Raw genomic sequence first — 13090 nt, 5'->3', positions numbered from 1 at the left:
GGGCAGGGAAGGGGGCAGGGCGCGGTGGCCGGGCTCGGTGAGCGCCCCGGCGAGGCCCGGCCCCTTGCGCCTGACCGAGAGGATCGCATCCTCGTCGAAGGCCAGCACATCGAGCACCGGCCGTGCCGGGTCCGGTCCGGGCGGAGGCACGGGCCCGGGCGCACGGCGTGCGAGGACGACCGAGCGCAGCGTCGTCGCGGGCAGGGCGTCGAGCGCACCCTCCAGGAAGGCCGGGGCGACGAGATGGGTCGGGCGCGGATGCGCCAGGCTCTCGATCAGCGCGCCTCCGTCGAAGACCGGCATCGTCTCGAGGTCGGCGCCGACGGCGAGCGCCGCGCCGAGGCCGGTGACGATCCCGCGCAGATCCGAGGGCGGCAGCAGGGTGAGGATGCGGTCGCCGGGCTCGATCCGGGCCGAGACCAGGTGCGCGGCGACCGCCGCGAGCAGGGCGTCGCCCGTCCGGTGGACCGGCCGCGCCGGATCGCCCGCCACGAAGCTGACGAGGCCGCCGCCGGTCTCGGGCAACGCAACGGCGCCCCCGGCCCGGTCGAGGGCGAGCGCGTCGAGGTTGATCACGCCGTCGGGCACGGCCGGGCCGAAGGCGGCGAGATAGCGCAGGCCGAAATAGCCGGCCGCGATCCGGCACATCGCCTCCGCCGGGCGGCCGGCCCCGACATGGGTCTGGGTCAGCACCGCGGAGAGGCCGGCCGCCTGGATGCCGGCCGCCGCCTGCGCCTCGGTCCAGGACGCGGGCAGCGGGCAGGGGACGTGCCCCGCCGCCTCGACGGCGAGGTGGGCGACCAATCCCTCGGTGCTTCCGGGAAACCACAGGCCGATCCGGCTTCCCGGCGGCAGCCGCCACGTCCGCAGGGCCCGGCCCAGCCGCCCGACGATCTCGGCCGCCGTCCCGTAGGTCCAGGTCATCGGCGGCCTATCGCTCCAGCCGCGCTTGGGCGCGGCGTCGGAGAAGGCGAGGCGGGCGGGGTCGAGGCGGGCGGTTCCGGCGAGCAGCGCGCACAGCCCCACCCGCGGAAGGACGACCTCGGCGGCGGCCGGCGACCGCACCGGCTCGCGGGCCGCCGTCCGGGGCAGGGGGCGTCGATCGGCGGCCGGTCCCCATCCGGCGGTCGACGGCTCGAGGGAGGGCTGCGCCGCGCTCACGGGGTACTCGAACTCCATCCAAAGGGCGTCGCCCGACATCCCGCACGGGGACGACTGGTCATCGATGCAGGTTTAGGGTTAACCCCCGCCTAAGGCCGACCCGCGGATGTCCCGCATGCGCGGGGCCGGGTGTCGCGGTGGGTGTCATGCCTTCGCCGCATTCGGCGGGGAATGCAGGCCGCCCGATCGCCCGGGACCAGCGCGGCGCCCTGTCGGACCGGCCGCCCGCGTCCCGCACCGCATCACGTTTTCCCGTCACGACGACGTCCTCTTCATCGACGAACTTCAAAGGGTCTGAGCCGATGTCCTTCGCCAAAAGCCCGGCGCTCCTGATGCGCGCCGCCGCGTTCCTTGCGCTCGCCGGCCTTGCCGGACCCGCCCTCGCCCAGCCAAAGAAGGCGACGCCGGCCCCCGCGGCTCCGGCGCCGGCGGCCCCCGCCCCGGCCCAGAGCACGCCGGCGGCCAACACCGCGGCGCAGACCGGCCCGCAGACCGTGACCGTGAAGTCCGAGCCGAGCCAGGCCGACTGGACCAAGGTCTGCGGCAAGGACGGCGGGTCGGGCACCGACATCTGCTACACCACCCGCGACTTCGTCTCCGACCAGGGCCAGCCGGTCCTCGCGGTCGCCGTGTACGAGATGAAGAACCCGGCCACGAAGCAGGAGGTGCGCGTGGTGCGCTACCTGCTGCCGCTCGGCCTGCTGCTGCAGCCCGGCATCCGCTTCACCGTCGACGGCCAGCAGGGCACCGCCGGCAAGTTCGCGGTCTGCTTCCCCAACGGCTGCTTCGCCGAGGCCGGCGGCGTCGATGCCGGCGTCGTCGCCGCGATGAAGAAGGGCACCACGCTCAACGTCTCGGTGCAGAACCAGACCCAGCGCGAGGTGACCTTCGCCGTGCCGCTCGCCGGCTTCGGCAAGGCCTTCGACGGCCCGGCCATGGACCCGAAGGTGCTCGAGGAGCAGCAGAAGAAGCTCCAGGCCGAGCTCGAGAAGCGCAGCGAGGACATGCGCAAGAAGCTGGAGCAGCCGGGCGCGGCCGGCGCCGGCGCCGCGGCGGCCCCCAAGCCCTGATTCGCGACCGCCGATCCCGCCGTCGGGATCGGCCCCTGCAAATTGACTTTTGCAAGAAGCCCGGCGCCCCGAAGCGCCGGGCTTTTCCGCTTTGGGGTGCCGGCATGATGCGATCGGCACAAGATCCCGTGATCACGGGATCGCAGCATGACCGGATCACGGGATCATCGCCCCGGGGCGCGCCGGCCCGCAGCCCGCGACGCCGCGCGGCGGAACGGCCAGTCGATCGCGCCGCCGGCAAACAATCCGGCCCAGATCAGCACCGGTTGGAAGGCCAGCCGGGGGCCGTGGTACCACCAGGAATCCGGCAGCGGCGGCACCACGATCCCCTCGACCGCCTGCTTGATGTTGGCCGGCCAGACGCAGAGCGCGTAGAGCGCGAGCCCGATCCCGGCCGCCCGGCGCAGGGCCGGGCGCGTCAGCGCCAGCGCGCCCGCGACCTCGCAGAGCCCGGTGCCGAGGATCACGAGGCGCGGCTCCGGCACCCAGGCCGGCATGATCGGCATCAAGGTGTCGGGCGCGGCGAGGTGCACCGCGCCGACGAGGCCGTAGAGGCCGACCAGCCCGCGCCGCAGCCAGATCCGCCCGGGCGTCTCCGTCGATCGCCCGCCCGTCATGCGACGACGCTGGCGGGAACGCCGCATTCCGCTGCGACGCGGTCGCGCAGGGCCGCGATCAGCCGCATCAGCACCGGGTGGTCGGTCGCGTAGGCGGTGTCGCCGATCGCCGCGACCGGTGCGACGAGCCGCAGCGAATTGGTGACGAGCACCGCGTCGGCGCGGCGCAGCTCGACCCTCGTCGCGGACCGTTCCTCGCAGGCGAGCCCGCAGGCCGGCGCGAGGTCGGCGATCACGACGGCGCGCACGATGCCGGCCAGCACCCCGTCGCCGAGCGGCGGCGTGACCAGGCGGTCGCCGAACAGCGCGAAGACGTTGCCGGTGCCGGCGCAGGCGAGGTGCCGCCGCGTGTTGCAGAACAGGGCCTCGTCGAAGCCGGCCGCCCGCGCATCCCGCGCCGCGAGGATCGCGTCGCCGTAGCCGAGGGTCTTGAGCCGCGCCAGCGGCGAGGTCTCGTTCCGGGCGATGGCGGTGGGCCACAGCCGCAGGGGCGCGAACGCGATCCGGCGGTCGCTGACGGCCGCGGTCGCAAACAGCGTCGGGCGCGGATCGGGCGGCGGGGCGAGGCCGCGCGGGCCGATGCCGCGGGTGACGGTGGTGCGGATCGCCAGGCGATCGCCCGTGGCGGCGAGCGCATGCATCGCCGTGCGGGCGGCATCGGCGGGCACGGAGAAGCCCAGCGCTTCGGCCGAGGCGACGAGGCGGGCGACGTGCGCGTCCGCGAAGGCGACCCGGCCGGCCAGCGCCAGGGCCGTGTCGAAGACGCCGTCGGCCAGGGTCAGGCCGCGATCGGTCAGGTCGAAGGGCAGGGTGGTGCCGTCGATCAGGCGGCCGTCATGCCACAGCATCGCCGCCCTCCCCGGATGCGGGCCGCTCCCGCCAGTCGCGGGCCAGGCCGAGGAAGTTCGAGAAGATCGCGTGGCCGTTCTCGGTGAGCACCGATTCCGGGTGGAACTGGATGCCGTAGGTCGGATGGCGGCGATGCGACAGCGCCATCACCTCGCCCTCGGCCGAGCGCGCGTCGACGGTGAGGTGGGCCGCCATCGCCGGCTGCGGCGCCACCACGAGGGAGTGGTAGCGCCCGACCTGCATCGCCGGCGGCAGCCCGGCAAACAGCCGCTCCCCGCCATGCGCCACCGGCGTCGCCTGCCCGTGCAGGGGCTTCCGCGCCCGCTCGACGGTGCCGCCGAAGGCCGCGCCGATCGCCTGGTGCCCGAGGCAGACCCCGAGGATCGGCATCCGACCCGAGAGCTCGCGGATCGCCGGCAGCGAGATCCCGGCCTCGGCCGGCGTGCACGGCCCCGGCGAGATCACCAGGGCGTCGGGGGCGAGCGCGCGGATGCCGGCCACGTCGAGGGCGTCGTTGCGCACCACGCGCACCGTCTCGCCGAGCTCCTCGAAGTAGCGGACGACGTTGAAGACGAACGAGTCGTAGTTGTCGACGACGAGGATCATGGGGTTTCCCGGTGGCCCCCGGCCGTCGCCGGCCGCAGGCATCGGCCGCGCCGCCGGCGACGCGCGGTTGCGCGCGCCGACCTCCGCTCGGATCTCCCCGTGCGGCCCTCGGTCGTCGCGCCGGCCCGGGCTCGCGCAGGCGCGCTCATGTTTCGAATGCCTCTGCCTCGAACGCCTGGAACACGCGGGCGGCCTTGGTCAGGGTCTCGTCGTACTCGGCCGCCGGCTCGGAGAGCAGGGTGACGCCGCCGCCGGCCTGGAGCACCGCGGTCGTCGCGTCCATGAACACGGTGCGGATCGCGATCGCGGTGTCGAGCGACCCGTCGAACCCGATCCGGCCGATGGCCCCGCAATAGAGCTCGCGCGCGTCGCCCTCGATCTCGGTGATGATGTCCATGGCCCTGAGCTTCGGCGCGCCGGTGATCGAGCCGCCGGGAAAGGTCCTCTCCAGCAGGTCGAAGCCGTCGAGACCGTCCCGCAACGTGCCCGTGACGACCGAGACGAGATGGTGGATGCCGGCATAGGATTCCAGCCCGCACAGCACCGGCACCTGCACGCTGCCCGGCGCGCAGACCCGGGACAGGTCGTTGCGCAGCAGGTCGACGATCATGGTGTTCTCGGCGCGCTCCTTCGGGTCCGCGAGCAGCCGCGCGGCGCGGGCCGCGTCCTCGACCGGGTCGGGGCTGCGCGCGAGCGTGCCCTTGATCGGCCGGGTCTCGACCTGGCCGCCCTCGAGCTTCAGGAAGCGCTCGGGCGAGCTCGACGCGACGGTCAGCCCGTCGAACTCGAGATAGGCGCCGAAGGTCGCCGGGTTGGTCTCGCGCAAGCGGCGGTAGAACGCGAACCGGTCGAAGCCCGCGGGCAGGGCGGCGGTGAAGCGCTGGGCGATGTTGGCCTGGTAGATGTCGCCGGCCCGGATGTAGTCCCGCACCCGGTCGACCGCCGCCTCGTAGCGGGCGCGCGTGAAGTTCGAGTGCCAGGTCGGCGGCGCAGCGCGCGGGGGCAGGGCGGCCGGTTCCGGCGTCGCCCCGCTCAGGCGATCGGCGAAGGCGGCGAGCCGCGCCTGCGCGCGGGCCTCGCGCCGCGACGGCTCGGTCTCCGGGAAGCCGGTGGCGGCGAGGCGGCAGGTGCCGGCGCGGTGGTCGATGGTGAGCGCGACGTCGTGGAGGTCGAAGGCGGCGTCGTCCGTCAGCCCGGCCCGGCGCGCGGGCGGGACCACCCGCTCCAGCGCCTGCCCGAGATCGTAGGCGCAGTAGCCGATCGCGCCGCCGGAGAACGCGGCCCCCTCCTCCGGGCCGAGCCGGTAGGGCGCGAGGCAGGCGCGGAGCGCCGCCATCGGCCCGCCGGGGACGGGCCGCCCGTCCAGCGTGGCGCGGCCGTCGCGAAACCGGAAGCGGGCGAAGGGGTCGGCCGCCAGGATCGAGACCCGGCCGAGGGTGTCGTGCCGCATCGCGCTGTCGAGGAAGGCGAGGCCGGGCCAGAGGCGCAGCCGCATCGCCGCCGCGACAGGGTCGACGAACGGGATCTCCCGGGTCCAGATCTGTTGCGCCGCCATGTCCTGCGCTGTCGCGTCCGGTTCGAGGGCGACGGGTGCCGGCCCGTCGGTGGGTCCGAAGGCCTCGCACAGGCGGTAGCCCCTGGGAAGCCGCAGCCGATGCCGCAGGGTTTTGCGACCGATGCGCCCGACGCAATCCCACTCGGCGCTCGGCCGCGCGCCGGCGGGGCTCGCGCGGGCGCCGCGATCCCGCTATAGCGATGCCCCATCACGAAAATTCGGGCCCGAAGATCGGGATGTCCCCCATCCTCGGATTCTCGAGGCGTCCGACCTGGCGGCGTCCACGCCGCACGAAGGCAGCATGACCGCATCCGCTCTTCCGTCCGATCCGACGCCCGCAAGGGTCTCGGCCGCACCCAAGATCTCGTTCGTCTCGCTCGGCTGCCCGAAGGCGCTGGTCGATTCCGAGCGGATCCTCACGCATCTGCGGGCGGAGGGCTACGAGCTCGCCCGGCGCCACGACGGGGCGGACGTGGTCATCGTCAACACCTGCGGCTTCCTCGATTCGGCCAAGGCCGAATCGCTCTCGGCGATCGGCGAGGCGATGGCGGAGAACGGCCGGGTCATCGTCACCGGCTGCATGGGTGCCCAGCCCGACGAGATCCGCGACAAGTACCCGAACCTCCTGGCCGTCACCGGCCCGCAGGCCTACGAATCGGTGGTGGCCGCCGTCCACGAGGCGGTGCCGCCGGCCCACGACCCGTTCCTCGACTTGGTGCCGCCGCAGGGCGTCAAGCTGACCCCGCGGCACTACGCCTACCTGAAGATCTCGGAGGGCTGCAACAACCGCTGCACCTTCTGCATCATCCCGTCCCTGCGCGGCGACCTCGTCAGCCGCCCCGCCGGCGACGTGCTGCGCGAGGCGGAGAAGCTGGTCAAGGCCGGCGTGAAGGAGCTGCTCGTCGTCTCGCAGGACACCAGCGCCTACGGCGTCGACCTGCGCTACGCCGAAAGCCCGTGGCGCGACCGCGCGGTGCGGGCGAAGTTCTACGATCTCGCCAAGGAACTCGGCGAGCTCGGTGCCTGGGTCCGGCTGCACTACGTCTACCCCTACCCGCACGTCGACGAGGTGATCCCCCTGATGGCGGAGGGGAAGATCCTTCCCTACCTCGACATGCCGCTCCAGCACGCCTCGCCGACCGTGCTCAAGCGCATGCGCCGCCCGGGCAACCAGGAGCGCCAGCTCGAGCGCATCCGGCGCTGGCGCGAGACCTGCCCGGACCTCGCCATCCGCTCGACCTTCATCGTCGGCTTCCCCGGCGAGACCGAGGCCGAGTTCTCGGAGCTGCTCGACTGGATCGGGCAAGCCAAGCTCGAGCGCGTCGGCTGCTTCACCTACGAGCCGGTGACGGGCGCGCTCGCCAATTCCGTCGGCGCGGCGGTGCCGCCGGAACTGCAGGCCGAGCGCAAGCGCCGCTTCATGGAAGCGCAGCAGCAGGTCTCGCTGCGCTTGCAGAAGGCGCGCATCGGCAAGCGCCTGCCCGTGATCGTCGACACGGTGGGGCCCGACGGCATCAAGGGCCGCTCGAAATACGATGCGCCCGAGATCGACGGCACCGTCCACGTCGCCAGCCGCCGGCCGGTGCGCCAGGGCGACATCGTCACCGTGAGGATCGAGGCGGCCGACGCCTACGACCTGCGCGGCAGCGTGGTCTGAGAGCGGGTTTCGAAAGGGATCATCCCTTTCGTGGGTCCAGGGCGAAGCCCTGGTGCTTATTCGTCGGGCTCCGCCCGACACCCGCCAAAGGGATGATCCCCTCGGCATCCCGGATCCGCGATCAGGCCTCGCCGCGCTCAGCGCGCTTCACGGCGATCCAGGCCGCCTCCATCGCGGCGAGGTCGGCATCCGACAGCGTCCCGCCCGCGGCCTCGAGCCGGGCGGCCATCGCGGTGAAGCGGCGCACGAACTTGTCGTTGCCGGCCCTGAGCGCCGCCTCCGGGTCGATCCCGGCGTGCCGGGCGAGGTTGGCCACCGAGAACAGCAGGTCGCCGATCTCCTCGGCCACGGCCTGCCCGTCGTCGCCGGCGAGCGCCTCGGCGACCTCGTCGGCCTCCTCGCGGACCTTGGCGACCACGTCCGCCGCATCCGACCAATCGAAGCCGTAGCCGGCCGCCCGCCGCGAGATCTTCTCGGCCCGGGTCAGGGCCGGAAGCGTCCGGGCGACGCCGTCGAGCGGTCCCGCCGGGGCGCGGGACGGCTTGGCGGCGCGCTCGGCGGCCTTGATCGCCTGCCACTGCGCCTCGACCGCGCGCGCGTCGCGGCGCGGGCTGCCGGCCGGGAGCAGGGTCCCGTCGGGCTCGAACACGTGCGGGTGCCGCCGCACCAGCTTCGCCACGATCGTGCGCGCGACGTCGTCGAGATCGAAGGCGCCGGCCTCCTCGGCCATCCGGGCGTGGAACACCACCTGCAGCAGCAGGTCGCCAAGCTCCTCGCGCAGGTCGCCGAGATCGCCGCGCGCGATCGCGTCGACGACCTCGTAGGCCTCCTCGAGGGCGTAGGGCGCGATGCTCGCCGAAGTCTGGGCTACGTCCCAGGCGCATCCGCGGTTCGGATCGCGCAGCGCGGCCATCACCCGCCTCAAGGCATCGAGCGGCGCTTCGGCCATGCGTCACGGCTCCTCACGGGGTCGGCCTGCCCGACGCCCACCGGCCGCAGGGGTAGACCGGCACGGCCGCGAAATCACCTGCGCGAGCCTCGCGGCGCACGCCGCCGCTCCCGGTCCGGCTCCGCGCTTCCGGCGCGCCTTTGGGGACAAAAGCGGCATATTCCCTGTGTTCCAAGTGGACATTCTGAGGGTTTCGGGGTGTTCGCCAAAGCGAACGACACCGCAGGAGGCCTAGGAAATCTATCAGAAAGGATTCTCAGAGAGTCTGTTCTGAAGGTTATATAGGGCGCCGAAAACACTTTCCTCGACAATGGCTTGGTGGGGGTTCCCGCATCCGACTCTGCGTGGGTCCGCATCCGACTCTGCGTGGGATCGCATCGGAGTCTGCGTGGGAATCCCGGGAGGCCGCATCGGAGTCTGCGTGGATCCGCATGCGATTCGGCGTGATTTCACGCCAAGGGCGGTGGGGAATGGGGACAAGTCGGCGGCCCCTGCGCGTATCGAACTCTGCGTGGCCGGCCGGCGGTCGCGACCCCGCATCGAACTCTGCGCGGCGCGCATCGACCCACCCCCACGCATCGGACGCCGCCCGCGAAACCCTGGGGGACGCCGCCCGCGAACCTTGGGGGGAGGGGAAGCGTGGATAGCCGGGATAACCCGCCCGCCCCCGGGGACTCCGGGCCGGCAAATCGTGTCATGACCATCGTGCCCCGGCCCGATGCGGCCGCGGGATCGGGCGCTTGCAGGTGCGGCCCGGGCAGGGATGGTCCGCGCAGCGCGGTCGCGGAGTTTCGGAACGGGCATGGGGATCGAGGACAGACTGGCCGGCATTCGCGACGCCGACCTCCGCGCGGAGGTCGAGGCGGCGCGTGGCGGCTTCCTGTTCGCCCAGATCGTCGAGCACATCCTGCACCGGCAGCAGGTCCGCGACGCGGAGGCCTCGGCCAAGGGCGCGGTCGCCGGCCGGCGGGCCGGGATGGGGCGGGACCAGCGCCGGCGCGACGCCGTGCGCGAGGTGATCGAGAACCAGCCGACCGTGCCGGAGAACCTCCAGCACATCCATTCGGTGCTCGCGCTCTGCGGCCTGCCCTACCGCGATCCCGGGCCGGTGCGGGAATTCTCGCGCGATTACGGCCGCAACTCGCTGAACCTCGTCGCCGGCCGGCTGAAGAGCCCGATCACCGGCGAGATGGAGCCGCAGGGCCTGCCCTACGGCCCGAAGGCGCGGCTCGTGCTGCTCCACCTCTGCACCGAGGCCGTGCGCCAGCGCAGCCCGACCATCGCGGTCGCCGATTCCCTCTCCGGCTTCATGCGCGAGATGGGTTTTGCCGTCACCGGCGGCGAGCGCGGCACGATCCGGCAGTTCAAGGAACAGCTCAACCGCCTCGCCGCCTGCTCGATGCAGATCGGCCTGTGGGACGGGCACGACCAGGCCAGCACCCTCAACGTGCCGCCGTTCCGCAGCCTCGACCTGTGGCGGCCCACGGTCCGGGACGGGGCCAAGGATGGGATGAGGGAGGGGGCGAGGGACGGGGAGGGCGCGGCCTGGTCCCGCACCGTGCAGTTCCACCAGGACTTCTACGACAACCTGATCCGGCACGCCCTGCCCGTCGACATCCGGGCGGCGCGGGCCTTCTCGGGCTCGGCGCGCAAGCTCGACCTGCTGTTCTGGGTCGGCTACCGCCTGCGCGCCCTGCAGCGGCCCCTGAGGCTCACCTGGACCAACCTGCACGGCCAGTTCGGCGCCGAGAACGCCTGCATCCGCAGCTTCCGGCAGGCGTTCAAGACCGACATCGCCCACCTGTGCGAGGTCTTCCCGAAGCTGCCGATCGCGCTGGACGACGGCGGCATGACCTTGCAGCCGGCCGATCCCGGCATGCTCCTCGTCCCGCCACGCAAGGGAATACGGAAGGCGCCGGCAGGGAAGGACGCGGCAGCCTGAGGGAACTGGCATCGCCTGACTGATCTATTCCCTTAGTACGCGTCCAGGGAACGTCACCTCCATTCCCTCAGTGGAGCAAAATTCCGAGGCAAAACAATCTTCCGTTCGAGCGCGATTCCCGATATTCCTTATCTGAGAATTAGGGAAGATGCGGGCCCATCATGGGATTGTCGGAAGCGGAGATCGAGGCGCGGCTCGCGAGCCTGCGGCGCCAGCGCGACGCCCTCGAGCGCGAGATCGCCGATCACGTCCTCTACCTCGAGCTCGGCCGTCGCCTGCGCGGGGGCGAGCCATCTCGGGCGATCGAGGCGCCCGAGGATCACGTCCCGCCGGAGCCCGCCGCACCGCGCGCCGCCGGCGCCGCCCTCCGGGCCGAGCCTCCCGCTCCCGAGCCATTGCCGGAGCGGGTGCCCGTCGCGTTCGAGGTCGATCCCGTCGGCGCGCGCCGCTACGGCCGCGCCCTGGTCGAGGCCGCCTGCGGCATCCTCGTGCGCGCCGGCCGGCCGATGCATGCGGGCGAGATCCTGAAGGCGCTCGTCGCGGAAGGGTTCGCCGTCCCCGGCCAGGATCCGGTCGCGGCGCTGAACACGCGGCTGTGGAAGCGCGCGGGCCCGCACGGGCCGCTGCGGCGGCTCGGCGACGCGGTCTACGCGCCGGCGCTCGATCTGGATCGGGGCTGAGGCGGATCCGGCGGAAGGGCGCCTAGTCGCGGCGGTCGTTGCCGGCGGTTACGCGCTGCGCCCGCGCGCTGCGGAGATCCCGGCCGACCTCCAGCACGAACATCCGCAGCGAGATGCCGCTGAACAGCACGATGGCGCAGACCAGCACGGCGGAGACGAGGGTCTTGGCGGTCGAGACGTCCACGGCGAAAGGTCCTGAAGCGGGTGCGGTTGCGATGGCCCTGAATCTGGGCCTCGTGCCCGGCGGGCACCACCGGGCCGCACGCGGTGGCAGTCATGTGCCCGGCTCGGGTCTTGTGCGTCTTCGCACGCGAATGCTGCATCGAACGCATGATCGATGGAGAAACCGTGAAGAATTTCTTCGGTTCGCCGATCCGTCCGACCCGACAGCGCCCAAACCGGGCTTCCGCGGTGCGGGTTTCGCGGCCGCTCCGGGCCGGATGCGGCCGCGGACGGCTGGCCCATCGCCGCAAATCCCGCGATAAGCCGCCCGGCGGAGGGCAGGGCCTCGGCGGGAGGACGGCATGATCGCCAGGCGGGGCTTTTCGGGGCGCGGCGTGCGCAAGCGGCTCGGTGCGGGTCTCGTCGCCGTGGGGCTCGCCGTCGCCGGGGTGCAGCCCGGGCCGTCCGCCGCCGCGGACGCCCCCGCCCAGGGCCCCCTGACGGTGGCGAGCTACTTCTACATCGGCGGCCGCTACGAGCGCGTCGCCGACAAGACCGTGATGGTCGGCCAGATGTTCGTGCAGTCGCGGCGGCCGGCCACAGTCACGCAGCCCTGGCCGGTGGTGATGGTCCACGGCATCTCGCAGACCGGGGTCAACTTCCTCGGGACGCCGGACGGCCGGCCCGGCTGGGCCCAGCGCTTCGTCGAGAAGGGGTTCGCGGTCTACATCGTCGACCAGGTCGGCCGCGGCCGGTCCGGCACCAACCCGGAAGTCTACGGGCCCTACGCCCGGTTCTCGACCCGCGCCCTGGAGGAGACCTACACCGCCCAGGAGCTCTACGACCTGTTCCCGCAGGCCAAGCTCCACACCCAGTGGCCGGGCGGCCCCGGCGTGCAGGGGAACGCCGCCTTCGACCAGTTCTTCGCCAGCCAGGTGCCCTACCTCGCCGGCGCGCAGCAGACCGAGGAGCTGGTCGACCCGGCGCTGATCGCGCTGCTGGACAAGATCGGGCCGGCGGTGCTGGTCACCCACGGGCAGGCCGGGCTGTTCGGCTGGGCGGTCTCGGATGCGCGGCCCGACCTCGTGAAGGCCCACGTCGCGATCGAGCCGAACGGGCCGCCCTTCTTCGACGTGCGCCTGCGCGGCGGCAAGGACTTCTACGAGAAGGCGGGCGACGGGCGCGCCCGCGCCTACGGCATCACCCGCGTGCCGCTGACCTTCGACCCACCGGTGACGTCGCCCGAGGATCTCGTGGTGATGCAGGCCAAGGCCCCGGCGGCCGAGGGGCGGATCCGCTGCTGGCTCCAGGGCGAGCCGGTGCGCCGGCTCCCGAACCTCGCCCGCGTGCCGGCGGTGATCGTGACCGCCGAAGCCTCGTTCCGCACCCCGGTCGACGACTGCACCACCGCCTTCCTCGCCCAGGCCGGTGCCAGGCCCGACAGCCTCAAGCTCGTCGACCAGGGCCTGCGCGGCAACGGCCACATGATGATGCTGGAAAAGAACAGCGACCAGGTCGCCGACGCGCTGATCGGCTGGATCGCCGCGCGCCCGCGCTGAGGCCGCCCGGGCAGAGAAGAGCAGGGCAGGGCACGCGGAGCGCCGTGGCCGGGATGGCGGTATCAACCGTGGCTTGCAGGCCACAGGGCGGGCGCATCCGTCCGCCGAGGCCTTGTGCGCGATCCGGCCCGGCCGTAACGAAGACCCCGAAAACCTAGTAATAACATCAGTTTAGCATCATTCCAAACAACGTCGCGAAGCCGTTTTCGCAGCGATCGTCCCCTGCTGTCCGCATCCTGGCAAGGCCCTTCAGTCCCATGCGTCGTCCCGCCCCCCGCCCCAC

Annotated in this window: 12 protein-coding genes; 5 read left to right on the top strand and 7 right to left on the bottom strand. The window is 72.8% G+C overall.

Annotated elements, in window-relative coordinates; genetic code table 11:
- Positions 1 to 1179 (bottom strand): AMP-binding protein (locus FV227_RS25280; protein ID WP_147860187.1); only part of this gene is annotated, 1179 nt, incomplete at its 3' end.
- A gap of 284 nt (positions 1180 to 1463) precedes the next feature.
- Between FV227_RS25280 and FV227_RS25275 the strand changes: the two genes are divergently transcribed.
- Positions 1464 to 2231, top strand: a complete 768-nt coding sequence (locus tag FV227_RS25275; protein ID WP_147860186.1) for an invasion associated locus B family protein — start codon at positions 1464 to 1466, stop codon at positions 2229 to 2231.
- 164 nt (positions 2232 to 2395) lie between these two features.
- On the opposite strand, the gene FV227_RS25270 is transcribed toward FV227_RS25275, so the two are convergent.
- The 4 genes from FV227_RS25270 to pabB all read right to left on the bottom strand — a co-directional run bounded on the left by FV227_RS25270 (position 2396) and on the right by pabB (position 5858).
- Entirely contained in the window at positions 2396 to 2848 is a 453-nt protein-coding gene (locus FV227_RS25270; RefSeq protein WP_147860185.1) for a DoxX family protein, read from the bottom strand.
- Positions 2845 to 3696 (bottom strand): aminotransferase class IV, encoded by an 852-nt coding sequence (locus tag FV227_RS25265; RefSeq protein ID WP_147860184.1) that lies wholly within the window; start codon positions 3694 to 3696, stop codon positions 2845 to 2847. The genes FV227_RS25270 and FV227_RS25265 overlap by 4 nt, the downstream gene beginning before the upstream one ends.
- The gene (locus FV227_RS25260; RefSeq protein WP_147729349.1) at positions 3683 to 4303 is read right to left on the bottom strand and encodes an aminodeoxychorismate/anthranilate synthase component II; all 621 of its coding nucleotides are present in this window, start codon (positions 4301 to 4303) and stop codon (positions 3683 to 3685) included. Before FV227_RS25260 ends, FV227_RS25265 begins: the two co-directional genes overlap by 14 nt.
- A gap of 145 nt (positions 4304 to 4448) precedes the next feature.
- Complete coding sequence (gene pabB / locus FV227_RS25255) at positions 4449 to 5858, bottom strand: aminodeoxychorismate synthase component I (RefSeq protein WP_147860183.1); 1410 nt, start codon at positions 5856 to 5858, stop codon at positions 4449 to 4451.
- Positions 5859 to 6159: 301 nt separating this feature from the next.
- Between pabB and rimO the strand changes: the two genes are divergently transcribed.
- The gene (gene rimO, locus FV227_RS25250; protein WP_147729438.1) at positions 6160 to 7515 is read left to right on the top strand and encodes a 30S ribosomal protein S12 methylthiotransferase RimO; all 1356 of its coding nucleotides are present in this window, start codon (positions 6160 to 6162) and stop codon (positions 7513 to 7515) included.
- Positions 7516 to 7636: 121 nt separating this feature from the next.
- Here the strand turns inward: rimO and mazG are convergent, their stop codons facing one another.
- Complete coding sequence (mazG, locus tag FV227_RS25245) at positions 7637 to 8464, bottom strand: nucleoside triphosphate pyrophosphohydrolase (RefSeq protein WP_147860182.1); 828 nt, start codon at positions 8462 to 8464, stop codon at positions 7637 to 7639.
- Positions 8465 to 9266: 802 nt separating this feature from the next.
- Here mazG and FV227_RS25240 point away from each other — a divergent pair.
- Both FV227_RS25240 and FV227_RS25235 read left to right on the top strand, forming a co-directional pair.
- Entirely contained in the window at positions 9267 to 10406 is a 1140-nt protein-coding gene (locus tag FV227_RS25240; protein ID WP_147860181.1) for a replication protein RepA, read from the top strand.
- A 161-nt stretch (positions 10407 to 10567) separates the two neighbouring features.
- The gene (locus FV227_RS25235) at positions 10568 to 11086 is read left to right on the top strand and encodes a hypothetical protein (protein ID WP_147860180.1); all 519 of its coding nucleotides are present in this window, start codon (positions 10568 to 10570) and stop codon (positions 11084 to 11086) included.
- Positions 11087 to 11108: 22 nt separating this feature from the next.
- Here FV227_RS25235 and FV227_RS29315 read toward each other — a convergent pair whose 3' ends face one another.
- Positions 11109 to 11270: a hypothetical protein gene (locus FV227_RS29315; protein ID WP_187274950.1), complete on the bottom strand. Its 162-nt coding sequence runs from the start codon at positions 11268 to 11270 to the stop codon at positions 11109 to 11111.
- Positions 11271 to 11610: 340 nt separating this feature from the next.
- Between FV227_RS29315 and FV227_RS25230 the strand changes: the two genes are divergently transcribed.
- Positions 11611 to 12807, top strand: coding sequence for an alpha/beta hydrolase (locus tag FV227_RS25230; protein ID WP_147860179.1), 1197 nt, complete (start codon positions 11611 to 11613; stop codon positions 12805 to 12807).
- The last annotated feature ends 283 nt before the right edge of the window (positions 12808 to 13090 follow it).

It is taken from the genome of Methylobacterium sp. WL119, from assembly GCF_008039875.1.
Classification (GTDB): Bacteria; Pseudomonadota; Alphaproteobacteria; order Rhizobiales; family Beijerinckiaceae; genus Methylobacterium.
Note: the sequence above shows the minus strand (reverse complement) of the source record. Positions and strands in the feature narration are given on the sequence as shown.